Below are 23708 nucleotides of genomic sequence, written 5' to 3'. Positions count from 1 at the left end.
CATAATTACATGAAATGAGCTTGAAATAAGCTTTTATAAGAGGATATGGTCAGATGAAAGAGCAAGCCAATCGCTTGGCGATGCAACATCTAGTCAATGCATACTCACAAGAAACAGGCAATTCTAATTTGCTTGAGAAGTATCAACAAAACTCAACTCAACTCGCGTTTAGCCAAGGTTTGACGCTGTTATCTTTACCACTCAATTTAATCCAAGCGCAGCTTTTTGTTCCGTTAAGCTATGTCAGCCGTGTTGGGCGACATCGTATTGCTGCTTTGCCTCAAATTTTTCAAAAAGGTCAGAAGCTTAACTTTAGCTCAGTTGCAATGGTCAGTCTGCTACTAGAAGAGTTGGTTCAGCAAACCCAAGGTCAAGTAGACGCGGCCTCATTATTAGAGCGTTGGATCCAAAGCCGTGATGCTTTACAACAGTTTTTAAATATCCGAGCAGATGATTTTGATGAGCTTGTTCAGGCTGAGCAAAGTTTTATCGCATCTGAACAAGCTTTGATTTTAGGGCATAGCATGCATCCTGCGCCAAAAAGCAGAACAGGCTTTGTACATGAAGACTGGCAGAAATATTCACCTGAAGCCAGAGGACAAACTCAACTTCACTATTGGCTAGTGGCACCCGAATATATTGCTGAAGGAACAGCACTTGAGAACCCTTTTTCAGAGCAATTGAAGCAAGAAATTCAATGGCATCTCTCAGAAGCCGAAAGTGTCACGCTGTCTACCTATGCACATTATAAATTATTACCCTTACATCCGTGGCAAGCCCGCTATTTACAAAGTAAAGCGTGGTTTAAACATTTAAAAACGAAATTGAAAATTATCGACTTGGGTGAAAAAGCATGGCTCTTCTCACCAACAACATCTGTTCGCACTCTAGCTAGTTTTAGTGCGCCGTGGATGCTGAAACCTTCGCTTTCAGTGATGATTACTAACTCTATACGTGTCAACTTAGCCAAAGAATGCCATCGCGGTGAAATGACGCATCGGCTTTGGCATAGTGAATTGGGCCGAGATATTTTAAAACAATGCCCAAGCCTAAAAGCGGTCAATGATCCTGCATGGATTGCTCTACAGCTGGATGGTGAAATTATTGATGAAACAATCTGTATCGTGCGTGATCAGCCATTTGATCTAAAACAGCAAGTGACATGTATTGCCTCATTATGTCAGGACCATCCTATAAAAGAACGCAATCGTTTTAACGCATTATTTGAGCAAATCGCAGTTCAACACAGGCGAGATGATAAAATACAAATTGCCCACGACTGGTTTAAGGCTTTCTTAAATATCAGTCTGAGCCCACTCATGTATGTTTATCATCGTTACGGAATGGCCTTTGAGTCGCATCAGCAAAATGTCTTGGTTGAGTTAAAAGATGGTTGGCCAGAGTTGCTGTGGCTACGTGACAATCAAGGCTTTTATTATATCGAAGAGCTTGCAACTGAAATTTTACAACAGTTCCCAGAGCTGAATGACAAAGCTCATGCGGTTGGCCCAAAGGCATTTGTCGATGAGCGTTTTAGTTATTATTTTTTTGGTAATACCTTATTTGGCATCATTAATGCTATTGGTGCAACAGGCTATGTAAGTGAACACGATTTACTTACAGTGCTTCAGCAATATCTATTGGAGCTTTTAAAACAATATCCAGAGAGTAGTTTAATTCAGAGTTTGTTGTATCAGCAGACTTTACCCTATAAGGGCAACTTGTTGACCCGATTATATGAACTAGATGAATTAATAGCAGCTGTTGAAAATCAGTCGGTCTATATTCAGTTAGCCAATCCGTTATGTATCAAACAAGAGGATGCTCTCTATGCTTGATTTTATTGCGATTGGCCTTGGGCCATTTAACTTAAGCCTTGCCAGTCTGTTGCATGAAAAGACGGAATTAAGCTATCTGTTCTTTGAGAAAAAAGCGCAGTTCGACTGGCATGCAGGTATGCAACTCCCCAATACAGTTTTGCAAGTTCCATTTATGGCAGACCTGGTGTCGATGGTCGATCCGACTAGCCCGTTGAGTTTTTTGAATTATTTAAAAACACAACAGCGCTTATATAAATTCTACTTTCTTGAACAGCAGCACATTCCACGTAGTGAATACAACCATTATTGCCAATGGGTGGCAGATCAACTCAGTCATATTCAATACCAATCAACAGTTAAGGCCATTTATGCTAAAAGTGAAGGTTATGAGGTCGTGGTTGAACAAGGTGGCCGTTTTATCCGTTACTTGTGCCGAAACCTAGTAATTGGTTCAGGTAACTTGCCTTATTTACCTGATTGTTTACATAAGTTACAGCAGCAAGTTCCTGAGAAATGTATTCATTCATCAGACTATTTGACACATCAAAAAGAAAAACTAAAAGGTAATGTCGTGGTCTTAGGTTCTGGCCAGTCTTCTGCTGAGGTTTTCTTGGATTTGTTCGATCAGCAGTATCAACATGATCGTACCAAAATAGCAGACTTCAAGTTGCACTGGCTGACGCGTTCCAATGGCTTTTTCCCGATGGAATATGCCCCTTTGGGGTTGGAACATTTTAGCCCGAACTATACCCAGCATTTTTACACGCTTTCGGAGTCACAAAAAGCTGCGCAGTTAAAAGATCAAGCGTTGTTGTACAAAGGTATTAGTGCCAAAACCATACGAGATATTTACCAAAGGCTCTATCACCGTAGTATTGCATCTACCCCGCAAAAAACACATTTGCATGCGCAAATTCAGTTGCTTGATGCTGAGTTGATGGAAAGTCAGCACATCAGATTAAGTCTTGAACATACGGTAACTAAACAGCGCTTCTATATGGATGTTGACTTTGTGGTTGCATCCACAGGTTATTACAGCCCTGAGTTTTCATTTTTGAAATATTTAAAACCTTTGATTGCAACCGATCAAATGGGGCGCTGGAAAGTCAGTCAAGATTATCGTTTACAGCATAGTGCGATGGGCGAAATTTTTGTGCAAAACCAAGAGATGCATAGTCATGGTGTTGGTACACCAGACTTAGGACTTGGTGCATTTCGAGCAGCGACGATTGCCAATCAATTGCTCGGTTATCAGCTCTATGAAATAGGAAGTAATGAGCAGACTTTCCAGCACTTTAAACCTGAGTTAAACCCCGAAGTGTATGTGCAGCATGGCATATCCACTCAGAGGGTATCAGTTTCAGTTCATTCTTTATCCAAGTCCAAAAATACTGAACAGCAAAAAATACAAACAGGTCTACATCCATCTATGACGGCCTATACATTCGAGAAAATAATATGAACTTTGCACAACTTCAAGTGAATCAGAAACAGTGGCGTTCAGCAGGACAGCGTTTAATCGAAATGGCGATTGCTGAATTTTTATATGAAGAAATTATTCAAGTGACTCATTTAAGAGACCACAGCTATCAACTTCTTTTGGATGATCAAAGCTATACCTTTAAAGCTCAGAACTATTTATTGGGACATTGGCAAATTGAGGAGGGTTCGGTACGCGAGTTGGGTGCGGTTGAGGATATTCCTGCATGGAACTTACATACTTTTATTCGCGCCTTTTCAAATCAAACTGAAGTTAAGCCTTTTACTAAGGCGTATTTGATCAAAGAAATGAACAATACATGGTTAGCTGAAGCGCATTTATTTGATGAAAGTCGTTTAAGCAGTGCAGCGGTATTGACCGCATCGCATCATGAAATTGAAGGCATGTTGCGTGGTCATCCGTGGTTGATTATGAGTAAAGGTCGGATGGGTTTTGGTTATGATGATTATTTAAGTGCTGCGCCAGAACTTTCTCCAACTGTAAAAGTACTATGGCTAGCAGTCCATCGTGATCTAGCGGAATTTCGCTCTACCAAAGAGTGGCAAGCGGGGACACTCTATCAACATGAGTTAAGTGCAGAACAACTCACAAATTTTGAACAACAATTACATGACAGAGGCTGCTCTTGTCGTGACTATTTCCTCATTCCCGTACATGCATGGCAGTGGCACCAATGGTTAATGCCAACGTATGCTAATGAAATTGTAGATCAGCGTATTATCGAGTTAGGTATTGGAGACGATGACTACGTGCCGATGCAGTCGATTCGCACGCTTTGCAACATTAGTCAGCCTGAGCGGCATTATGTCAAATTACCAGTCAGTATTTTCAATACCGCAGTGTATCGAGGATTGCCATCTAAACGGAACATCGCAGCCCCAGCCGTCACAGCTTGGCTAAAGCAGATTCAATCTCAAGATCCAGACTTAAAACAGTCAGGTGTTGCATTCTTAGGTGAAGTCGCAACATTGACCATCCATCAGCCATGCTTTGATGAGATTGAAGGCGCGCCGTATCAGTTTAAAGAACTGTTTGGATGCTTATGGCGTGAAAGTATAGACCCAGTGATTGGAACTGGTGAACAGGCACTTTCGCAAGCAGCTTTGTTACATCGAGACATCAACGGACAGTCAATATTAGCTGTGTTGATTCAGGCCTCAGGTTTGAGCCCATTACAGTGGTTAAAACGCTTTGCTGAAGTATCTGTTACTCCACTCTTAATTTGTTTGTACAAATATGGCTTGGCTTTTTCTCCACACGGGGAAAATACCATGCTGATTCACACTAATGGCGTACCGCAGAAAATGGTGCTGAAAGACTTTATTGATGATGTCAACTTGGTCGATGAAGACTTCCCAGAGTTGGCAGGTTTACCTATTGAGGGACAAATTTTACTGCGACATCCTGCGCAGGAACTCAGTCATTTTATTTTCACAGGGCTGTTTATGGTGCATTACCGCTATATCTGTAATGTATTCCTACAAGACTATCCTGAGCATAGTGAAGTTGAGTTTTGGCAGACTATTTCATCAGTGATTGAGACGTTTCATCAGTCGCATCCAGAGTTGGCAGAACGTATTGAAAAATTTGCCATGTTTAGAGCAGAGTTTGAAAAGATTTGTTTAAACCGTGTGCGCTTATTTACCACCAGTTATAACGATGAGGCAGAACGTCCTGTCCCTGTATTTTTAGATCCAATTGCTAATCCTGTCAGCCCTGAAACCTTAAAACGCTGGTCAGAACAGGTGGCGAAATCAACTGATGATACAACTACAAAGCGTATCGCATCGTAAAACACTAAAAAATTAGAAGGCTTCCCCATGAAAACACTGTCACAGCAACTTCCCGATTTTTATGAATACTATGAGAATGAGACGCAATTTTACCTACGTCAAGTGCAGTATCCAGAGGATTTAGCACTGTTACATAAATGGATGCATGAGCCCCACGTTATACCGCAGTGGCAGCTAAATAAGTCTGAAATCGACCTTGCTGTTTATTTTGAAAAAATGCTGGCTGATGATCATCATCGGTTGTTGATCGTAGGGGTAGATGGTCAGGATGTGGGTTACACCGAAATCTATGAAGGCAAGCGTGACCGCCTTGGGCGTTATTACGATGGCGATACTTTAGACCTTGGTTGGCACTTACTGTTTGGTGAAAAGTCAGCTTTCGGCAAGGGCTACTTGCGCCCAGTAATGCGCTTGTTGGGTTTTTACATTTTTGAGAATGCGCCATCCGAAAAAATTGTTGGTGAGCCTGACCATACTGTTAAACCTTATGCCGCAGTGGTGGAAGAAATGTGCTATGAGGCACAGCGCCTAATTCCGATGCCTGAAAAAACAGCCATGTTGTATTACTGCTTTAAACATAAATTCTATGAAAAATTTGGAGGGTATTTAACTCATTCAACTGCATTTATGCAAAACCACAACCCACTCAATAGGACTGAGGAATTTACATGAGCTATAGCTCAGAACATATACACATCATGAATATGCGATTTTCGGAGGATGTTACAGTCGCCGAATTTGAACAATGGCTCAGCCAAGTTGAACGTTTTTTCTTAAAGAAACAAAACTTTGCTTTGGTCATGCAAACCGACGTTGGTACGGAATTTCCAGAAGAATACCGTCAATTGCAAGCGGCTTGGTACAAAACATACAAACAGCTTTTTTTTCAATATTGCTTGGGTTTAGTCCGAATCGCACAAGACCCGGCAGATCAACAACGACTGAATACACCCGCACTGCATGCTGCGTGGCGGGTGCCTTATTACGTCACGCTTGATCATTCTGATGCACTGCAATGGGCAGTGCAGAGGTGGATATGCAAAACCTAAATTCACAAAGAGCAACACGCCAAATCTCAGCTTTGAGCCTAGCCGTTGTTATTGTTTTATATCTGGCGCATGCCTTGCCTTTGTATTTTTACAATGTGGCATTACCCGCTATTTTGCGACATCAGGGGGTGGATTTACGTTGGATTGGAATGTTGTCACTGCTTTATATTCCATGGGCTTTTAAATTTTTATGGGCACCACTGATTGACCGACTCTATATCAAGAAGTTAGGGAAACGAAAAACATGGTTGCTTTTTACTCAAATAGCATTGGTTCTTGGCGTTCTGGCCTTGGCTTTTACCCAGTTCTCTTACGGATTGATCGTATTTGTTGTGATTGGTTTATGGATCTCAAGCTTTGCTGCGACTCAAGATATTGCTATTGATGGCTATACCGTTGAAGCTTTTTCAGAGTCCGAATACCGTCTAGGCAGTATGGCACAAAGTATTGGGGTCGCTTTGGGGAGTATGTTAGGTGGTGCGGCAACATTATGGTTGTACCAATATTACGGCTGGGAAAGCGCATTGGTGTGTTTAGCAGTCATGACAGCATTGACCATGTTTGCTGTTTTTTACATTCAAGAGAATGCAAGTGAACAGACGAATATCGCTAAACAAGCTCCAAGCTTAATCCGTGCTTTTAAACGGCCAGAGATTTTATCGGCCTTAGCACTGATTTTGTGCTATCGCGTGGTTGAAGCACCTGCAATGGCGATGCTCAATCCGATGCTCATTGACCAAAAATGGACGCTTGCTCAAATTGGGGTGCTGATGTCTGTGATTGGCGCAGGCGTGGGCTTGCTCGCTGCCGTTACGGCAGCATTTCTTCTGAAAAAGTTGCAAGCTACTCAGTTGCTTATTTGGGCGGGGTGGTGTCGAACGGTGTTGTATGGAGTGATTGGCGTAGCCATTGTTTTGGGCTGGTTAAACCAGTGGCATTTACTCTTGGGGGGATTTGTGATTGTCATGCTTGCGATTCGTTATGTAGCAATGACTTCACTCTATGCCTATTTCATGCAGAGCAGTTCTAAAGAACAGGCAGGCACGGACTTCACCATTTTGGTGTGTTTTGAGCTACTGGTTTATTTCATCGGGGGAGCTACATCGGGATTTTTAGCCAAATCACTCGGATATGGCAATTTTTACATGGTATTGGCAGTTGCGTCTGTGGTCAGTGTACTACTGAGCCAATACATCATTTCACGTCATCAAAAAACTCAACAAAACTTTTGAATCAAGAAATTTAATAAAAGGAAAAAGATATGAGCCGTTTTATGTTACCTATGCAGTTGACTTGTTTAACACTTGCTGTATGTACACAATTGTATGCACAAGATGATGTCACTACAACATTAGATAGCCAAACAAGCCGTGTTGAAGCTAAACAAAAAGAAGCTACACAACTGGCACCGATTGTGGTGACAGCAACTCGTTCTGCAAAGAGCATCGCGGATATTGCGGGGACAGTTTATAGCATTGATCAAGCTGAAATTGAAAAACAGGCCAATGCAGGAAAGAGTATTGCAGATATCTTGGGAATGTTAGTTCCATCTCTGACACCGAGTAGTGGAACGACCTCAAACTATGGTATGACCATGCGTGGTCGTGTAGTGCAATACATGATTGATGGTGTACCGCAAACAGGTTATCGCGATGGTTCACGTCAGTTAAATAGCATTCAACCGTCTATGATTGAGCGTATTGAAGTGGTTTCAGGGGCAACCAGTATTTATGGCTCGGGCGCAACAGGCGGGATTATTAATATTATTACCAAACGTGGTGGCCAAGACCCGATTAGCTTTGAAACTAAAGTTGGGATGACTGCGGGAAATAACTTTAAATCAGATGCTATGGCCTATGAAGCATCACAAAATATTTTGTTTAACCAAGGTGTGCTACAAGGGGCTTTCGGTGCCAGTTATACAACTCGTGGTGAAATTCAGGACAGCCATGGTAACCGTATTGGGCCTGAAGTTGCGCAAACAGACCGTCAAGATACGGATACATTAGATATCAATGGTCGTTTGACTTGGAATATTTCAGATAGTCAAAGTTTGAGTTTTGGTGCTCAATATTTTAATGACGAACAAGATAGTGAATATGGTCCTGACTATGGTCCGAGTTTAGCCTATTTAAGACGTGACCCAACCTATACTGCCAGTCTTGCTGCGGTTAAAGGCATGCAGTTAGAGACCCAACCGCAAACCGAACGCTATGCATTTAATACGCAATATGAAAATCAAAATGTATTGGGGCATACCTTAAATGCTGAAGCATACTATCGGAATGAGCAAGCACGCTGGTTCCCTTCTGCTCAGGCTATGGGAGGCGGTTTATATCTTGTTTATCAGTCGGAAACAGATATTGATGTTTACGGTGCGCGAGTTGCCTTGCAGAAACAATTTGACTTAAATGGTCGGAAGTTGGGGCTCAGCTATGGTATTGACTATGAAAATGAACAAGATGAACAAAATATTCAAATGTACGATAGTGCTGCATTTGTGGCTAGTAACGGTCTAAATTATAAGCCTTTTAATTATTATGCTTTTGGGCCAGATGTCGAAACGGAAAAGTTGGGTACCTTCATTCAAACAGACTTTGATGTGACAGATCGCTTAGGCTTAAAAGCAGGGGTGCGTTATGAACGTGTAGAAAGCCAAGTGGATGGATCAACGCCTTATTTAGAGGCAATTACCGCTGACTTGCGACCAGGCTACCAAGCCAAGACTTTAAATGGCGGTAAAGTAAAGCATGACGCGACATTGTTTAATGTGGGTGCAGTTTATCACTTAAGCGATGCTCAACAAATTTTTGCAAACTTTTCCCAAGGCTCAAATTTACCTGATATTCAACGTATGCTTCGTGATGTGCCTGCAAGTTTTACAGTCAACAGCCAAACCATTGACCCAATTAAAGTGAATAACTACGAGTTGGGTTGGCGTGTGCAAGCTACAAATGGTCTAAATGCGGGCGTGACCACTTTTTATAATGACTCAGATAAAAGTTTAAAGTTTGGCCGTCCAAACTATACCATTGAAGTCTTAGATACGGATGAGCGCGTTTATGGTGTAGAAGGAAATGCGTCATATCGACTACAGCCAAATTGGACAGTGGGTGGAACCATGGCGTATACCCGTGGACAGTTCAAAAATACTGCTGGGAAATGGCAAGAACTAGATGCAATCAGAGTTGCGCCACTGAAAGGCACAGCATTTTCTGAGTGGCAGTTTAACAATGACATGAGTCTACGTGTTCAAGCCTTAGCTATTGGTGGTACGGATAAAGCAAAAAAAGACGCTGAAAAGTACGGTTCGACTGTTCCTGCTGAAATCAAAGGCTTTGCAACGATGGATGTGATTGCCAATGCAAAAGCAGGTCCTGGTACGATTGGCTTTGGGGTGTATAACGTGTGGAATACAGACTACAAATCGGTCTATAGTCAATCGGTTGAGTCGGTTTATGGGGCTATTTCAAGCTTAGCTGCTCAAGGTCGAACCTATGGTCTGAGCTATACATTGAAATACTAACTGTATGTCTAGAGGTAGCGTTCAGCTACCTCTTTACTTTGTAATCTCGCCTTAAAATATGGTTCAAATAATAAAATGAATAGCAATAACAATATTTTTATTGCAGGTAGTCTTGCCAATGGCGCCTGTTTCTCAATGATTTTACCTTTGCTTGCACCGTTTATTCGGCAACTAGGGCTGACTGAGCTGCAAGGTGGTGCATTGGTGTCGGCTGGGGCATTAGTCATGGCAGTTTCTGCTATTTATATCGCTAAGCAAACCCAAAAATTCAGCATTTATCAACTATTAAGTATTGGTTTCACTGGTATGGCGCTGACATGGGGCTTATTTGCAGGTGTTCTTAGTTACGGGCTGAATTATTCCATGTCGTTTATTGTTTTGTTTAGCTTACTCATATTGACCCGTGCCAGTACGGGCTTTTTTATGGCAATGCCACAAATTGCGCTGCAAAGTTATGTCATGACGGCTTTTCAAAGTGAGCAGGATCGTAGTCAGAAGATGGCAAAGTTTGGCGCACTAAACAGTATAGGTGTTGTCATTGGGCCTTTGGTGACGACCATGTTATTGACATGGAGCATGTTGACACCACTTTGGGGTGCCGTGGCTATTTTAACGGGTATGGCGGTTTGGATTGTACTTGGTTTTCAAGCAAAGCAAGCGCCACAGGTACAGGAACAAGCGGATACTACGGCGAAATTAGACACTCTGCCGACAGAAAAATTGCAATGGTCAAAATTAGGGATTTGGTTATTGTTAGGTTTTAGTTTATATGTTGCGATTGTTACCTTAAATTTAACTGCTGGTTTTTATATTCAAGATCGCTTCCATTTCGATACCTATCAAAGTGCAATTTATTTTTCTCAGTGTTCATTGATTGTGGGGATCGCACTGGTTTTAATGCAATTGGCGATTTCAAAACGACTCAATTGGTCAATTAAACAATTATTATGGTTCGGTCTAGCGACAATGGTCTTGGGGTTAATACTTTCAGTCAGCGCTAGCCAGATTTGGGTTTTTCAAGCCGCTTATCTTTTTTATGGTATTGCTGTAGCTTGTTTAATGCCCGCTTTTACCACAGGGGCAGCCCAAACAGCGTCAACCACGCTACAAACTAAAATAGCCAGTTTATGTACGGCAACACAGGCTTTAAGTTTTGTTTTCGCGCCGTTGCTGAGTACTGGACTCTATCAGGTGAACCAACATTTGCCCTATTATTTTTTATTGGTACTAATGATGGGCTTAATGCTGTATTTTGCTTTTAAAGGCATTAAAGAGCAGAATTTTAGCCGTATTAGCTGAAGCTATTATTGTGCCTTAGCTGAGTAAATAAACCACTGTTTTAATTAAACTTGGACCAAAAAGAACCATAAAGATACCTGCTAAAACCATACTGAGACAGGCTGCTACGCCTTCTTCTTTATGGCGTTTGAACGCAGTGCTGGTACCAAAACCATGTGCTGCATTGCCCAAAGATGCTCCTTGAGCGAATTTGGAATCTAGTTTTAGGACTAACAATACAGAATTGGCCAAAAGTCCACCGACTATACCAGTGATCACAGTGAATAAAATCACTAGGTCTACAGAACCACCAACGGCTTTACTGAGCTCCATGGCAAAAGGGGTAGAGATAGAACGACTCATCAAACTGTAACTGGTTACAGCATCAAAATGAAACAAACGTGCCAAGTAAAAAGAGCTAAGTACTCCAACCATCATGCCGATGATAATACCTAATGCTATAGAGAAAGCATGTTGTTGAATGACTTTGCGATACTCAAAGATTGGAATGGCGAAAGCAACTGTCGTAGGGCCTAACATCCATACGAGCCACTTACTGTAATACATATAGTTGTCATACTGAATATGGAACATCATCATACATAGGATGATGAGACAAGGGATTAGAATGGTTGGTGAGAATAACAGATAGGGATATTTCTGATAAAAGTTTTTACCCCAAATATATGCCAGTATGGTCCCGATAAAACAGATTAAGGCTACAAAATGAATATGCATGGTGGTTCCTTAAACTTGTGTATTGAGCTGATGGGGTCGTTTGGTCTTTTTTTGAAACTTTTCTTCAAGCTTAAAGCCTAAGGAGACACAGTAGGCCGTGCAGGTCATTACGCAAATGGTACCAACAACAATAGATAAAACCAGTTGCCAGCCTTGAGTAAGAAAGAGATGTTTATATTTAATTAACCCGATGACACAGGGGATAAAAAATAATAATAGCTCAGTGAGGAGTAGATCAGAGCCTGACTTAATCCATTCTAGTTTGAATAATCCTGTTAATAGTGCAATAAGCAAAAGTGTTAAGCCGACGACTCCACCAGATACAGGCAAGGACAGCGTAGCTTGTACAAACGTACCGATATACCAAATGGCCATTAGCAGGCCGACTTGAAGAATTGAACGATAAACCAGTTTGAACGGACGCATCTGATGTCCACCATGTTTGGATTGTTAGTGTTATTTTAAGTTTGACCTAGGGTGGTAATTATGAATAATAAAATAATAATTATGCTTATCTGGAATAATTTTGGATTTTAAGACCCTTAAAATATTTGTGCAGCTAGTGAAAAGCCAAAGTTTTAGTGTAGCTGCTGAGGAACTTTATTTAACTCAACCCACTATCAGCAAAGTATTAAGGCAACTAGAAGATGAAATTGGCTTACCCCTCTTTCATAAAGGGCAAGCAGGACGAAAGCGAGAAGTTAAATTGACCTATATGGGGGAACAGCTGTATCAGCATGCATTGCAGATTTTACAACAGCAACAGCAAATTTTTGAAACTGCTGATCAGATTCGAGGGGTAAAGCAAGGTGTGTTGAGACTCGGTCTGCCACCTTTAGGTTCAGTCCTTTTAAGCTCATTGATTGCTAAATTTCATAAACTTTATCCCAATATTGAGTTGAATTTTTTAGAAGTCGGTGCAACAGGAATTGAAGAAGCAATTTTAGCGAAAAATATTGATGTTGGTATCTTACTGGGAGAATTAAAGCCTAGTATTCAGGGGATACAAATTATTGATTCGCCGCTGTGTTTGCTTTCCAACCATGACTCACAATGGAGAAAGCGTGACGTGGTGCAATTTGCCGAGCTCAAAGAAGAATCGTTTCTGCTGTATGCAGATACCTTTACATTGAACCATGTGATATTGGAAGCAGCTATGGCAGCAGGCTTTGAACCCAAAGTATTATGTAAAAGTAGTCAGTGGGACTTTATTGCCAAAATGGTCGAGTCTGGTGTCGGTATTGCTTTATTACCACAAATTTATTGTGAGCAATTAGATCGCGCAAAATTCAGTGTCAGTTTAGTGGAACAACCAAGTTTGCGCTGGAACTTAAATATGGCATGGAATTCCACCGTAGTCATGAATCCTGCTACTCGTGCATGGTTGTCGATCATTGATGAATATAAAGATCAAATTCATTTTTAGATGGCTCATCTCCAGATAGAATTTGTTAAAAAAATGATCGCTATGGTTACGGTTCGATTACCTAAAATTACTTTTTGTTTACAATAAATGCTTAAATCCCAATCTATTGATCAATAAATAAACAAAAATGTTTCATAAAATCAGATCAAAGTCTCTGTGCTCGATTTTTGTATAGTCTAAGTGCAAACATAAAAACGGAGGCTAAATGTTTAAATTTAAAAATGATATTGTGCATGGTGCGCTTTTTGACATGGATGGAACAATGTTTGATACCGAACGTTTACGGTTTCAAACCTTGAAACAGGCATCCAAAGAGCAGATTGGGGTCGAGTTTTCAGATGCCTACCTCATGGCTTGTTTAGGTTTAAGTGCACGTAGTTCTGAAGCGCTAGCTCAAAAGCAATATGGTCAAGAAGTTCCTTACGGGGACATTCGTAAGCGAGCTGATGAATTAGAATTAGAAACAGTGCGCCAATATGGTGTTCCGATTAAAAAAGGATTGGTGCAAGTTTTAGAGCGGTTGCGTAAAGCGGGGTTACGTATGGCCGTGGCGACCTCTAGTCGAAGAGCAATTGCTGAAGAGTATTTAATCAATGCCAATGTTTATAAGTTTTTTGATGTCTTGGTCTGTGGTGATGAAGTTGAACAGGGGAAGCCGCATCCTGAAATTTTCCTTAGTGCAGCTCAAAAGCTGAACCTCGCACCTGCACAGTGTTTCATGTTTGAAGACTCTGAAAATGGCATCCGTTCAGCACATGATGCTGGGGGCATCTGTGTACTGTTCAAAGATATTAAAGAACCGAATGAAAGTATGTTGGCTCATGCCAATTATTATTTTGAAAATATGTATGACTATCTAATGGAATTAGATATCTACAGCTCGCATCTGGAAATGCCCAATTTACAAGAAAGCTTTCCTCAAACTTTAAATCAACTCACTGTTGGAATTCACGGCTTTGGTGCGATTGGTGGCGGTTATATCGCACAAATTTTATCGCATTGGGATGGTTATACGCGTCCTAAAAAAATCTATGCGTCTACACGGAATAGCTTATATCGCTCAGCCGTTAACGCATTTGGGGCATATTGTATTCGCTATGGGCAAGTGTCTTATGATGAACGTATTGAAAATATGCATATTATTGATGCTGAAGACTTACAGCAGATGCATGCCATGTACGTCGAGTCGAGTTTAATTGCGATTTGTTTAGCTGAAAATGCTCTAGTCAGTGAAGCAGCAACCATTGCACAGGGCCTCTATGCACGCTATTTGGCACAAGATGAGCAAGTTCAAACTCCACTGACGCTGTTAATTATCTTAAATAAAATAGGCGCCAAGCAGTTGGTTCTTGAGCAGGTACGTAAAGCCTTGGTGGAATTAACAGACCATGCTGTTGCCGACTTTATCTTAGAACAACACTATTTCTGCGATACGGTAGTCAACCGTATGGTGTCTAAGCTAAGCGATAAAAATCTATATCGTCAACTGTGCATTAAATACAATATTTTTAAGCAATATCAACTTGATGATGAGAGTAATCAAATTGAAGTTGAAGATGTCAGTAAACTCAGTGTAGAACAAGAGCGCCGTGCCAGTGAATATGTTGAGGATTTGAGACAAAACTTTCAACCGAGCCATATTTTACAACATATGGATTTAATTCTATTCAATGCTGAAATGGATATGCCAATTTATGTAGAAAACAAAAGTCCCTTACTCAGTAAAATGCGTCAAATGATCTTGGTCGATCAAATTTCAGATATTCAGCTGATTAAAAACCGCTTATGGAATGGCGTACATGCCATGACTGCGTGGTATGCAAGCCTACTCGGGCATCAGACCATTGGTGTAGCGATGGGCGATCCGCGAGTGCAGTACTATGTTGAAAAACTGCTTGCAGAAGTGACGCAAGGTCTGACGCATTACCTGCCAAAACGCAAAAATGATTTAATACGATTGGCAAAAAGTTTTGATCAGTCATGCCAGTATGCTTATAAAGACCCATGCAGCCGTGTTGCGCGTGACCCACTGCGTAAGTTGAGCGCATTTGAACGTGTTTTTTCATCGGTTGCTTACAATGTCTCGCATGGATTTTCTTTTGAAGCCTTATTAAGTGGTGCAATTTTTGGCTATGCATACCTGATGATAGAAGATGATCAGCCAATAGCAAGCCTTTTGGTTCATTTGAAACAACAGCTTCAACAGATGTCGCTGTCTAAAGAACATAAAAAAGCTTTGTATTATGTCATGGAAAAACGTCTCAATGAGCTACAAAACGGTGAAATTGAAATAGTAGACTTTATGTTCCAGACGCAGCAAAAGGCTTTAAAAGCCAGTTATGTGTAATGGAGTAGTGCATAGCTACAATTAGATGTTTAAAGAGAAGTCCAGGTAAAAGGGCTTTTCTTCTGTCTTTAAATCTTTTAACGTTACGGGAACAATCAACATGGTTCTTTTGTAATGAAATGGGATGAGATCGGGGAGCAGCCTTGTTCAATTGCACGAACACTATCGGTAATTGGTGACCGCTGGACTGTGCTGATTTTACGAAATGCATTTTTAGGAACGCGTCGATTTGAAAGCTTCCAAGAAAATTTAGGTATGACTCGGCACCTGTTGTCTGCTCGATTAAAGCGCTTGGTTGAACATGAAATTTTGGAGAAAAGACCCTACACGGATCGTCAAGCAAGATTTGAGTACTGTCTAACTGAAAAAGGCTTGGCTTTATATCCAGTGCTGATGTCGATGGCAACATGGGCCGATCAATGGATGGACGAGGGGCAAGGTCGTCCCGTGCAATTTATCCATAAAACCTGTGGGCATAGCATTCAGCCACATTTGGTTTGTAACGAATGTGGTGATGCCATACATGCCAAAGACATCAAAGCGATACCGACACAGGTTTATGTTGATGCTTTAGCAGCTCAATCAGACATTAAAGAAGCTTAAGCTTATAAACAGTTTGCAGGTTTTGGTACACCAGCCAAACGGCTCAGATGGCGCGCCACAAGCCCAGTATTAAACTTTTCTTGCAGTATGGCATTATTGATGTCTGCGTTGACTGTTTTTATTAAAAACTTAATCAGTGGACGTGTTGCAGGTGAGTGCCCAAACTGCTGGTAAAACTGACGCACTGCCATGAGGATTTCAAAGTGCCAATCGGTCAATTCAAGCTCTAAAGATTTTGCTAATTCTTTTGCAACCTCTTGATTCCAAATGGTGTAATCGACTAAATGACCATCTTGGTCTAATTCTAAATTCATCTAAACACTCAAAATTATTTTAAACTGATACAACGACTGTGGTTTAAACATAGCTCAGCAAACCTAGCATAGCTGATGGTTTCTAGGTTACTCGGATAGGCCGCAGCGATATTTTCAGCATCCTGCTCAAGCACAAATACACAAGCTAACTGCTGAATAAAAGGATGCTGTATATAAAGGACCGCATCTCCCATTAAAACCACATCATCCCCTGATTGATACAGGTTTTGCAATTTACTCAGCGCTAACTCTGTCGCGGCAAATGGAGACTGCACGAGATAAAGTGTTTTGCTCATAACTGTCTCCTTACCAATACAGCACATGGTCAAACTGTTGTATTAAATTGGCATTGAGTTCAACACATTCTATTTCTTGCTCGGTTTGTTGAACAAAGGCAGAAGCTTGATTTTTGGTTTCAATCCAAATCGGGCTTAAGTCATAAAACTCAAAGCTATCAACCATGTTTGACGCCAGTTTAAAAGCATGCTTTAAGGGTTCAAATGACTGAGCATCGTTTAATAAGCTGAGCGCAGCATCTTGTAATAAAACTTTGACTTCACAGCCAAAAGTTGCAAGAACCATCGTTGCAGAGAGGCTTTCATGCACCTGCAAAGAGTTCAAATTGGCTTGGGTTAAAATAACCAGTACAGATTTCACACAATATACCTTTTAAAAGCAACAAATTCTTGAAAACTTAGCACTTAGAATTGAATTAAGCGCTCTGCAGACTGAACAGCATCGGCCAGTTCCCCTAAGCCGACCAAGTCAAAACCTGTAGCAAGATTATGCTGTGCTAACTGATGACGCTGTGCATTTTCGGCATCGGTAATTCCTCGAGCCAAGGCTGCACTAACACAAACTGGCAGGCGAATGGCGAGTTTTTGCCACTCAGAACATAGATTCCGTTGGTCGTCAGGTACCCATTGTAGGGCATTGGCAACTTGAACAGCATCTTGGTAGAAAAACACTCGAAAGAGTTCATTTTTCGCATGCAGTGCTTGTGCTAAACCCAGCGCATGCCATGCATGAATCGAACTCGGTGCGGAGGTAATTAGTAATAAAGTACTCATCAAACTTCACTAGAGGAATGTCCAAAACTTGCTTGGTACATTCGGACTTCATAATAAAAAGGTAGTATACAATGATTTTAGTGACTGGTGGTTTAGGCTTTATAGGCTCACATATTGCTTTGAGCTTTATGGCGCATGGGCAAGAGGTCATTATTGTAGACAATTTATCCAATGCGAATTTACAAACTCTTGAACGATTAGAATTTATTAGTGGCATGTACGTGCCTTTTGTCAAAATTGATATCCGAAATACGCCTGCTTTGAACAAAGTTTTTGAGCAGTATTCCATTGATGCAGTGGTACATGCCGCAAGCTTTAAATCGCTTGAAGAGTCTGTGTTGAAGCCTTTGGAATATTATAATGACAATGTTAGTTGTATTATGAGTTTACTGCGTGCTATGCAACGCACAGGTGTTCGAACTTTGGTGCATCTTTCCAGTCTTGCAGTTTATGGTGAGTCGAGTCTACATCTAGAAGAAGACTTGGAACTGAATTTCGGCTATCCAAACCCGTATATCAAGTCGCAACAAATGGTCGAAGAAATTATTCGAGATACAGCAAAAACAGATAATGAATGGAAAATTGCCATTTTAAGAATGGGCAATGTCGCAGGCGCATTTGAAAATGCAATGCTCGGAGAGCTGTTTCCGCCTTTACCGAAAAATATTATCCCACTGTTGATGCAAGTCGCTGCCAAACAGCGTGATCATATTGAACTGAGAAAAAAAGCACAAACAGCAGACCATACGGTCGAACGTAGTTTTTTACATATTTTGGATGCGTGTGATGCGATTGCCGCTTCGTTACAATGGTTGAGCAATCAACAGTTTGCTTGTGAAGCGTTTAATATCGCAGGCCAAAGTGTGTCGATACAGCAGTTGGTTGAAAAACTGGAAAGTGTGACGCAAAGTGATATTGCTACAGTCGATATAGTTGATTCGAACATTGTGGAATTAGATCAGGTCGCATCCGAATGTAGTAAAGCAAAAAATGTTTTACACTGGGAAGCGAAGCGCAGTTTACAACAAACCCTTGAGGATGGATGGCGTTTCTACCGACAAAGTTTAGAGGGTCTTTAATTAATTTACTGATAACAATTATCATTTACATGCTTTTACTTAATCATTAAGATAAGGAAAACAAGCGCAAAATAATCATTTTGCAATTCACTTAAAAAGGAAGAGGTTAAAATGCAAACACGTATTGAACACGACACGATGGGCGAAGTTGAAGTACCAAGCGAAGCACTTTGGGGTGCCCAAACTCAGCGTAGTTTGCAAAACTTTAAAATTGGCAGTGAACGTCTACCGCGGCCAATGATTCGTGCTATGGGCTTAGTGAAAAAAGCAGCAGCGCAGACCAATGCTGAACTTAACCAAATTCCACAAGAATTGGCGCAATACATCGTCGGCGCTGCGGATGAAGTGATTGCAGGGCAGTGGGATAGTCAGTTTCCTTTGGTAGTATGGCAAACTGGTTCAGGCACGCAAAGTAACATGAACTGTAATGAAGTAATTGCGAATATCGCCAATCAGAAACTCGGAAATCCTTTAGGCGCACAAAAACCTGTACACCCGAACGATCACGTGAACCGTGCTCAGTCAACCAATGACTCATTTCCAACGGCGATTCATGTTGCAGCAAGTATTCAGATCAATGAATTACTGATTCCTGCGGTTACTCAGCTTCGAGATACTTTAGAGGCAAAGTCTCAAGCATTTGCTGACATCGTCAAAATTGGGCGAACTCATTTACAAGATGCAACACCATTAACGTTGGGCCAAGAGTTTAGCGGTTATGTTTCTCAGCTCGATCATGGCTTAAAGCGTTTACAACAGGCACTCTCAGGTTTGTATGAGCTGCCTTTAGGTGGAACGGCTGTAGGTACAGGGCTGAATGCACATCTTGATTATGCGGAAAAATCGGCGGAGCAACTGGCACAGTTGACCGGACTACCTTTTGTGACTGCGCCAAATAAATTTGAAGCATTGGCTGGGCGCGATGCAGCCGTGTTTGCCTCAGGTGCATTAAAAACGCTTGCTGTAAGCTTGAATAAGATTGCCAATGACATTCGCTGGTTGGCTAGTGGCCCGCGTTGTGGTTTTGGTGAATTACGTATTCCAGAAAATGAACCAGGCTCAAGTATTATGCCGGGGAAAGTGAACCCGACTCAAAGTGAAGCGATGACTATGGTGGTGGCTCAAGTCTTAGGCAATGACACCACGATTAATGTTGCGGGCGCATCGGGTAACTTTGAATTGAATGTGTTCATGCCTGTAATTGCGTTTAATTTGTTGCAGTCGATTCAGCTTTTGGGTGACGCATGTAATAGCTTCAATGATCACTGTGCAGTGGGCATTGAGCCGAACCGTGAAAAAATTGACCACTTCTTACATGACTCATTGATGTTAGTTACGGCTTTAAATCCAGTGATTGGCTATGAAAATGCAGCGAAAGTTGCCAAAACAGCTTATAAAGAAGGCAAAACACTAAAACAAGTGGCTGTAGAGTTGAACTTAGTCACTGCTGAGCAGTTTGATGAAGTGGTCCGTCCAGAACAAATGATTTCACCAAATGTAAAATAAATTTTCTTCAATTGCTCAATGAAAGAGCAAATGAACATCAGCAGTTTTTATCTTTGGGCGAAGTCGGTACAATGGTCGACTAAAGATAAACTGCTGATGAGTTACCATGCTTGATATTTATTTGACAGATGTTCAGAAAAACGTGCAATTTAACGATTATCCGGGTGAGCATCCTGTTAAATTTGTTTTAAATTTCAAAAAGATTTTCCCAAGTGTTATGGAATTATTGCTTCCTGTTCTACCTGAAAATGAAAATCTTGAAGAAATGACATGGGAATCAACCACGACTGACTTCGAACTTTTCAAGCTGTTATTGAGTGGTTGGGGCGTGATTGAGTTACGCTTAAACGCGATTAAGCAGTTTAAAGATAAAGATTTTGCAGATGCTCTAGTGAAACGTGCACAACAAAAGCGCAAAGACTTTGCCAAAACACAGCAACAGTTGAAAACGGTTGAACTTGATTATTTATTTATGCATGAAATACATGCGTTAATTGATGCAGAACTAGTTGAATTGGGTGAAAAATTCTATTTACCCGTGCTACGGGACTTATGGAAAAATAAAATTCCCACTCAAGTCTTAGAAGCCAAATTCTAAACAAATTTAAAATCCTCCATTTGGAGGATTTTTTATATGGATAGCAGAACTATGTATTTGTGGTAAACACAAAGCATTTAAACTACATCTAAAGCATTAAATTTTATTATTTGGTCAAATATTGGAATTAATTTTGCTTGATATATTAGGTTATCATTCATGGCAGACTAATGTTTAAATTTGCTATGAATTTTTTTGAATAGAACCACAAGGATTTTAATACATGTCAAATCAGTTCATCGACTTAATTACAAAACGTCGTACTATTTATGCTATTGGTAAAAATGTTGAGCCCAGTCCTGAATTTTTAACTGATTTGATCCAAACAGCTATTAAACAAAGCCCATCATCTTTTAACTCGCAGTCATCTCGAGCTGTGATTTTGTTCAATGTGGAGCATGAAAAATTCTGGACTTTTGTGGCTGAAAAACTGAAGTCTTATGCTAAAGACGAAGAAAGTGCAGCTAAAACAACGGCAAAAATGGCTAGTTTTGCAGCAGGTGTGGGAACAGTTTTATTTTTTGAAGATCTAGATGTCATTCAGAGCTTACAAGAGCAATTTCCATCTTATGCTGAGAACTTTCCTATTTGGGCAGAGCATTCTACAGCTATGGCTCAGTTTTCAACGTGGACTGCGTTACATACCTTGGGTCTAGGTGCATCTTTACAACATTATAATCCAATTGTGGATGAAGAAGTCCATGCTGAATGGGATGTGCCTGCTAGCTGGAAACTACGTGCGCAACTGGTCTTCGGTTCAGTTGAGGGTGAAGCTAAAGAAAAAAGCTTTGTGGATGATGCGGTGCGCTTCAAGGTATTTAAATAATGAATCAAAAAGCCGTATTCAAATAATACGGCTTTTTTTCTATGTCATTTTCTTTTTAGCAATAGAGCGGATTACTGACCAACCAAGCCTAAAAGTGAATTTTGAGTACTACACATCCGCGTTGCTTCTTCTTCGTTCATTGTTTTGATTTCCTCTTCAAATTTCTTCTTTTGTTCTTTGAGTTGTTCTTCAGCTAAACCCATTTGTTTTCCAAGTTTTTCCATCTTTTCCCATGACTCAATACAGGCCTTCGGCATTTTGCTGCACGCGGTCAAAGACAAAAGGGTAATACTTGCACTAATCATGAGTAATTTTTTCATTGCTTAAACCTTTAATTTTGAAACATTATTGATTTTTATATTGAGCCTGTAAGGTAGCAAAAATTTAAGGCTTTGTGTGATTTTTAGTCGCAAAAGTGAATTGTTTTGCACTTGTTCAATCTTCTTAGGGGGGGAGTTATATGTGTCGGCATTAAAAAAGGCATTTAGATTAATCTAAATGCCTTCTTGGTGAATATTCAGAAACTCTACTATTGTAGAGGTCGATGCTGAAGTTCATTTAACTCCCTACGGCTATAGCCACGCGAAGCCAAAACTTTTTTAATACCAACAATTACATCTTCATCTGTTGCTACTTTCAGCTTTTCGAGAAGTTGTTCGTTGGTTTTACAAGAGCAGTCATTTTCAACACAAGCAATTTGATTTTTATGCTCGTTTTGCTGTTCATCTGAAAACAGCTTTTGCCAAAAACTCATAGACACTTCATTAACAACCTAACATAGGGTGAAATATAACCAATCTAGAGAATAATGCAAGATGGGCAAAGAGATAAAAGCAACAATCAGTATCCAAAAATTCCGATTATAGTTTCATAAGTTAACGTTATTATGACAGGGAAAACTCTTGTATTTTATGTAAATTACTATTTTCTAAGAATAAATAAAAATAAAGCCTGTGACAGCTTCATTTTTGAAGTTGCATATTTTGCAACAAATTGTTTAGATTTTTTCGAGCAGAATTCCTGCTTCAACATGATGCGTATACGGGAACTGGTCAAACATCGCAAACTTTGAAATTTTATGGGTTTGGCTGAGTGTTTTTAAGTTGTCATACAAGGTGTCAGGGTTACACGAAATATAAATGATGCGCTCAAAACGTTGAATCAACTTTAATGTTTCATCATCAATACCCGCACGCGGTGGGTCAACAAACACAGTATCGAACTCATAGCTGCTCATGTCGATATTTGCTTCTTGTAAGCGACGGAATGCACGTTCACCGTTATAAGCTTGGGTGAAGTCTTCTGCTGACAAGCGTGCGACTTGAATATTGTCGATTTTATTTTGTTCGATATTCCACTGTGCGGCATACACTGAGGACTTAGCCAGTTCAGTGGCTAAGACACGGTTGAAACGGGTTGAAAGCGGTAGGGTGAAGTTACCATTGCCACAGTAAAGTTCTAACAAATCTTTGTGCGACTGTTGTGCAGCATTACAGGCCCATTCGAGCATTTTTTGGCAGACTTGCGCATTGGGCTGGGTAAAACTGCTTTCAATTTGTTTGTACTGATATTTACGCTCAAAAACTTGCAGTTCTTCCACCACAAATTCATCAGTAAGTACCACTTTTTGACCACGGCTACGACCAATCAACTTAATATTTAATTTTTCTGCGAGTTGCTTAGCTAAAACCTGCCATTGTTCATCGAGTGGGCAGCGATAAATCAGCGAAACCAGCATTTCACCTTTTAAGGTCGCTAAGAAATGTACTTCAAATAAGCGTTTTGAGAGGAGATCATTGCTTTTTAATTCTGCCAATAGAATAGGCATGAGCTGATTAATACTGGTATCAGCGATTGGGAAGTCATCAATACGAATGACTTTTTTCTGATTGTCTTCATCGCGTTCAAACATGGCATAAAATATATCATCTTCGGTATGCCAAATACGGAATTCTGCACGCATGCGAAAGTTTTTTTCAGGAGATTGAAAAACTTCAAGCGAAGGTGGAGTGAATTCAGCAAATTGAGCTGTAATTCGTTCAATTTTGGCGTCAAGTTGTTGTTGATAAGAAGAAGTCATATGCAGTAAAAATCGCAAACATATTGAAAAAAGAGATGGTAACAAAGTTTGCCGAATTAGCCTAAAGATATTCAGCAAAAGCGTGGAGTTTATTCATGCTACAGGTGGATTGATGTATTGTTATATCGGAAATTTTCGAACAGATTGAGTCAAA

Annotated in this window: 24 protein-coding genes; 15 read left to right on the top strand and 9 right to left on the bottom strand. The window is 40.6% G+C overall.

Annotated elements, in window-relative coordinates; genetic code table 11:
- The first annotated feature begins 53 nt into the window (after positions 1-53).
- The 8 genes from B4F08_RS16115 to B4F08_RS16080 all read left to right on the top strand — a co-directional run bounded on the left by B4F08_RS16115 (position 54) and on the right by B4F08_RS16080 (position 10988).
- Positions 54-1838, top strand: a complete 1785-nt coding sequence (locus tag B4F08_RS16115; protein ID WP_291375336.1) for an IucA/IucC family protein — start codon at positions 54-56, stop codon at positions 1836-1838.
- Positions 1831-3282 carry a lysine N(6)-hydroxylase/L-ornithine N(5)-oxygenase family protein gene (locus tag B4F08_RS16110; protein ID WP_291375335.1) on the top strand — a complete coding sequence of 484 codons (1452 nt, stop codon included), beginning with the start codon at positions 1831-1833 and terminating at the stop codon, positions 3280-3282. Before B4F08_RS16115 ends, B4F08_RS16110 begins: the two co-directional genes overlap by 8 nt.
- Positions 3279-5114 carry an IucA/IucC family protein gene (locus B4F08_RS16105; RefSeq protein WP_291375333.1) on the top strand — a complete coding sequence of 612 codons (1836 nt, stop codon included), beginning with the start codon at positions 3279-3281 and terminating at the stop codon, positions 5112-5114. Before B4F08_RS16110 ends, B4F08_RS16105 begins: the two co-directional genes overlap by 4 nt.
- A 27-nt stretch (positions 5115-5141) precedes the next feature.
- The gene (locus tag B4F08_RS16100; RefSeq protein WP_291375332.1) at positions 5142-5786 is read left to right on the top strand and encodes a GNAT family N-acetyltransferase; all 645 of its coding nucleotides are present in this window, start codon (positions 5142-5144) and stop codon (positions 5784-5786) included.
- The gene (locus B4F08_RS16095; protein WP_291375330.1) at positions 5783-6163 is read left to right on the top strand and encodes a hypothetical protein; all 381 of its coding nucleotides are present in this window, start codon (positions 5783-5785) and stop codon (positions 6161-6163) included. The genes B4F08_RS16100 and B4F08_RS16095 overlap by 4 nt, the downstream gene beginning before the upstream one ends.
- Positions 6151-7395, top strand: coding sequence for an MFS transporter (locus tag B4F08_RS16090; RefSeq protein ID WP_291375328.1), 1245 nt, complete (start codon positions 6151-6153; stop codon positions 7393-7395). Before B4F08_RS16095 ends, B4F08_RS16090 begins: the two co-directional genes overlap by 13 nt.
- 29 nt (positions 7396-7424) lie before the next feature.
- Positions 7425-9689: a TonB-dependent receptor gene (locus tag B4F08_RS16085; RefSeq protein WP_291375326.1), complete on the top strand. Its 2265-nt coding sequence runs from the start codon at positions 7425-7427 to the stop codon at positions 9687-9689.
- 75 nt (positions 9690-9764) lie between these two features.
- On the top strand, positions 9765-10988 hold the full coding sequence (locus B4F08_RS16080) for an MFS transporter (RefSeq protein WP_291375325.1): 1224 nt from the start codon (positions 9765-9767) through the stop codon (positions 10986-10988).
- Between the two features lie 15 nt (positions 10989-11003).
- Here B4F08_RS16080 and B4F08_RS16075 read toward each other — a convergent pair whose 3' ends face one another.
- Both B4F08_RS16075 and B4F08_RS16070 read right to left on the bottom strand, forming a co-directional pair.
- A complete protein-coding gene (locus tag B4F08_RS16075) occupies positions 11004-11705 on the bottom strand; it encodes an LrgB family protein (protein ID WP_086209233.1) in 702 nt (233 codons plus the stop codon).
- A gap of 9 nt (positions 11706-11714) precedes the next feature.
- The gene (locus B4F08_RS16070; RefSeq protein ID WP_086209232.1) at positions 11715-12131 is read right to left on the bottom strand and encodes a CidA/LrgA family protein; all 417 of its coding nucleotides are present in this window, start codon (positions 12129-12131) and stop codon (positions 11715-11717) included.
- 100 nt (positions 12132-12231) lie between these two features.
- On the opposite strand from B4F08_RS16070, the gene B4F08_RS16065 reads away from it, so the two are divergent.
- The 3 genes from B4F08_RS16065 to B4F08_RS16055 all read left to right on the top strand — a co-directional run bounded on the left by B4F08_RS16065 (position 12232) and on the right by B4F08_RS16055 (position 16081).
- The gene (locus B4F08_RS16065) at positions 12232-13131 is read left to right on the top strand and encodes a LysR family transcriptional regulator (protein WP_086209231.1); all 900 of its coding nucleotides are present in this window, start codon (positions 12232-12234) and stop codon (positions 13129-13131) included.
- A gap of 205 nt (positions 13132-13336) precedes the next feature.
- A complete protein-coding gene (gene mtlD, locus B4F08_RS16060) occupies positions 13337-15478 on the top strand; it encodes a bifunctional mannitol-1-phosphate dehydrogenase/phosphatase (protein WP_291375324.1) in 2142 nt (713 codons plus the stop codon).
- Positions 15479-15592: 114 nt separating this feature from the next.
- Positions 15593-16081 carry a winged helix-turn-helix transcriptional regulator gene (locus B4F08_RS16055; protein ID WP_151706596.1) on the top strand — a complete coding sequence of 163 codons (489 nt, stop codon included), beginning with the start codon at positions 15593-15595 and terminating at the stop codon, positions 16079-16081.
- Positions 16082-16083: 2 nt separating this feature from the next.
- Here B4F08_RS16055 and B4F08_RS16050 read toward each other — a convergent pair whose 3' ends face one another.
- Genes B4F08_RS16050 through tusD form a run of 4 tightly spaced genes read right to left on the bottom strand, consistent with a single transcriptional unit; the run spans position 16084 to position 17465 of the window.
- The gene (locus tag B4F08_RS16050; RefSeq protein WP_291375323.1) at positions 16084-16395 is read right to left on the bottom strand and encodes a TusE/DsrC/DsvC family sulfur relay protein; all 312 of its coding nucleotides are present in this window, start codon (positions 16393-16395) and stop codon (positions 16084-16086) included.
- Between the two features lie 14 nt (positions 16396-16409).
- The gene (locus B4F08_RS16045; RefSeq protein ID WP_110974917.1) at positions 16410-16691 is read right to left on the bottom strand and encodes a DsrH/TusB family sulfur metabolism protein; all 282 of its coding nucleotides are present in this window, start codon (positions 16689-16691) and stop codon (positions 16410-16412) included.
- Between the two features lie 10 nt (positions 16692-16701).
- On the bottom strand, positions 16702-17052 hold the full coding sequence (locus B4F08_RS16040; protein ID WP_086209226.1) for a hypothetical protein: 351 nt from the start codon (positions 17050-17052) through the stop codon (positions 16702-16704).
- Between the two features lie 44 nt (positions 17053-17096).
- On the bottom strand, positions 17097-17465 hold the full coding sequence (gene tusD, locus B4F08_RS16035) for a sulfurtransferase complex subunit TusD (RefSeq protein ID WP_086209225.1): 369 nt from the start codon (positions 17463-17465) through the stop codon (positions 17097-17099).
- Positions 17466-17536: 71 nt separating this feature from the next.
- Here tusD and B4F08_RS16030 point away from each other — a divergent pair, with 71 nt between their 5' ends.
- The 4 genes from B4F08_RS16030 to B4F08_RS16015 all read left to right on the top strand — a co-directional run bounded on the left by B4F08_RS16030 (position 17537) and on the right by B4F08_RS16015 (position 21474).
- Positions 17537-18544 carry an NAD-dependent epimerase/dehydratase family protein gene (locus tag B4F08_RS16030; RefSeq protein WP_291375322.1) on the top strand — a complete coding sequence of 336 codons (1008 nt, stop codon included), beginning with the start codon at positions 17537-17539 and terminating at the stop codon, positions 18542-18544.
- A 111-nt stretch (positions 18545-18655) separates the two neighbouring features.
- Positions 18656-20050: a class II fumarate hydratase gene (gene fumC, locus B4F08_RS16025; protein ID WP_291375321.1), complete on the top strand. Its 1395-nt coding sequence runs from the start codon at positions 18656-18658 to the stop codon at positions 20048-20050.
- Positions 20051-20156: 106 nt separating this feature from the next.
- Positions 20157-20648 (top strand): hypothetical protein, encoded by a 492-nt coding sequence (locus B4F08_RS16020; protein ID WP_110974920.1) that lies wholly within the window; start codon positions 20157-20159, stop codon positions 20646-20648.
- Between the two features lie 223 nt (positions 20649-20871).
- Complete coding sequence (locus B4F08_RS16015; RefSeq protein ID WP_291375319.1) at positions 20872-21474, top strand: nitroreductase family protein; 603 nt, start codon at positions 20872-20874, stop codon at positions 21472-21474.
- A 71-nt stretch (positions 21475-21545) separates the two neighbouring features.
- On the opposite strand, the gene B4F08_RS16010 is transcribed toward B4F08_RS16015, so the two are convergent.
- From B4F08_RS16010 to trmA, 3 genes are all read right to left on the bottom strand, one after another.
- A complete protein-coding gene (locus B4F08_RS16010; protein ID WP_119063921.1) occupies positions 21546-21794 on the bottom strand; it encodes a hypothetical protein in 249 nt (82 codons plus the stop codon).
- Between the two features lie 209 nt (positions 21795-22003).
- Complete coding sequence (locus B4F08_RS16005; protein ID WP_151706623.1) at positions 22004-22228, bottom strand: hypothetical protein; 225 nt, start codon at positions 22226-22228, stop codon at positions 22004-22006.
- 243 nt (positions 22229-22471) lie between these two features.
- Positions 22472-23554, bottom strand: coding sequence for a tRNA (uridine(54)-C5)-methyltransferase TrmA (gene trmA / locus B4F08_RS16000; RefSeq protein ID WP_291375317.1), 1083 nt, complete (start codon positions 23552-23554; stop codon positions 22472-22474).
- Positions 23555-23708: the final 154 nt, after the last annotated feature.

Source organism: Acinetobacter sp. UBA6720 (assembly GCF_002454215.1).
Classification (GTDB): Bacteria; Pseudomonadota; Gammaproteobacteria; order Pseudomonadales; family Moraxellaceae; genus Acinetobacter.
Note: the sequence above shows the minus strand (reverse complement) of the source record. Positions and strands in the feature narration are given on the sequence as shown.

Excerpts from the sequence above, each read along its gene's own strand:
- B4F08_RS16115 (WP_291375336.1), top strand. The coding sequence starts at position 54 with ATGAAAGAGCAAGCCAATCGCTTGGCGATGCAACATCTAGTCAATGCA.
- B4F08_RS16110 (WP_291375335.1), top strand. The coding sequence starts at position 1,831 with ATGCTTGATTTTATTGCGATTGGCCTTGGGCCATTTAACTTAAGCCTT.
- B4F08_RS16105 (WP_291375333.1), top strand. The coding sequence starts at position 3,279 with ATGAACTTTGCACAACTTCAAGTGAATCAGAAACAGTGGCGTTCAGCA.
- B4F08_RS16100 (WP_291375332.1), top strand. The coding sequence starts at position 5,142 with ATGAAAACACTGTCACAGCAACTTCCCGATTTTTATGAATACTATGAG.
- B4F08_RS16095 (WP_291375330.1), top strand. The coding sequence starts at position 5,783 with ATGAGCTATAGCTCAGAACATATACACATCATGAATATGCGATTTTCG.
- B4F08_RS16090 (WP_291375328.1), top strand. The coding sequence starts at position 6,151 with ATGCAAAACCTAAATTCACAAAGAGCAACACGCCAAATCTCAGCTTTG.
- B4F08_RS16085 (WP_291375326.1), top strand. The coding sequence starts at position 7,425 with ATGAGCCGTTTTATGTTACCTATGCAGTTGACTTGTTTAACACTTGCT.
- B4F08_RS16080 (WP_291375325.1), top strand. The coding sequence starts at position 9,765 with ATGAATAGCAATAACAATATTTTTATTGCAGGTAGTCTTGCCAATGGC.
- B4F08_RS16075 (WP_086209233.1), bottom strand. The coding sequence starts at position 11,705 with ATGCATATTCATTTTGTAGCCTTAATCTGTTTTATCGGGACCATACTG.
- B4F08_RS16070 (WP_086209232.1), bottom strand. The coding sequence starts at position 12,131 with ATGCGTCCGTTCAAACTGGTTTATCGTTCAATTCTTCAAGTCGGCCTG.
- mtlD (WP_291375324.1), top strand. The coding sequence starts at position 13,337 with ATGTTTAAATTTAAAAATGATATTGTGCATGGTGCGCTTTTTGACATG.
- B4F08_RS16055 (WP_151706596.1), top strand. The coding sequence starts at position 15,593 with ATGAAATGGGATGAGATCGGGGAGCAGCCTTGTTCAATTGCACGAACA.
- B4F08_RS16050 (WP_291375323.1), bottom strand. The coding sequence starts at position 16,395 with ATGAATTTAGAATTAGACCAAGATGGTCATTTAGTCGATTACACCATT.
- B4F08_RS16045 (WP_110974917.1), bottom strand. The coding sequence starts at position 16,691 with ATGAGCAAAACACTTTATCTCGTGCAGTCTCCATTTGCCGCGACAGAG.
- tusD (WP_086209225.1), bottom strand. The coding sequence starts at position 17,465 with ATGAGTACTTTATTACTAATTACCTCCGCACCGAGTTCGATTCATGCA.
- B4F08_RS16030 (WP_291375322.1), top strand. The coding sequence starts at position 17,537 with ATGATTTTAGTGACTGGTGGTTTAGGCTTTATAGGCTCACATATTGCT.
- fumC (WP_291375321.1), top strand. The coding sequence starts at position 18,656 with ATGCAAACACGTATTGAACACGACACGATGGGCGAAGTTGAAGTACCA.
- B4F08_RS16020 (WP_110974920.1), top strand. The coding sequence starts at position 20,157 with ATGCTTGATATTTATTTGACAGATGTTCAGAAAAACGTGCAATTTAAC.
- B4F08_RS16015 (WP_291375319.1), top strand. The coding sequence starts at position 20,872 with ATGTCAAATCAGTTCATCGACTTAATTACAAAACGTCGTACTATTTAT.
- B4F08_RS16010 (WP_119063921.1), bottom strand. The coding sequence starts at position 21,794 with ATGAAAAAATTACTCATGATTAGTGCAAGTATTACCCTTTTGTCTTTG.
- B4F08_RS16005 (WP_151706623.1), bottom strand. The coding sequence starts at position 22,228 with ATGAGTTTTTGGCAAAAGCTGTTTTCAGATGAACAGCAAAACGAGCAT.
- trmA (WP_291375317.1), bottom strand. The coding sequence starts at position 23,554 with ATGACTTCTTCTTATCAACAACAACTTGACGCCAAAATTGAACGAATT.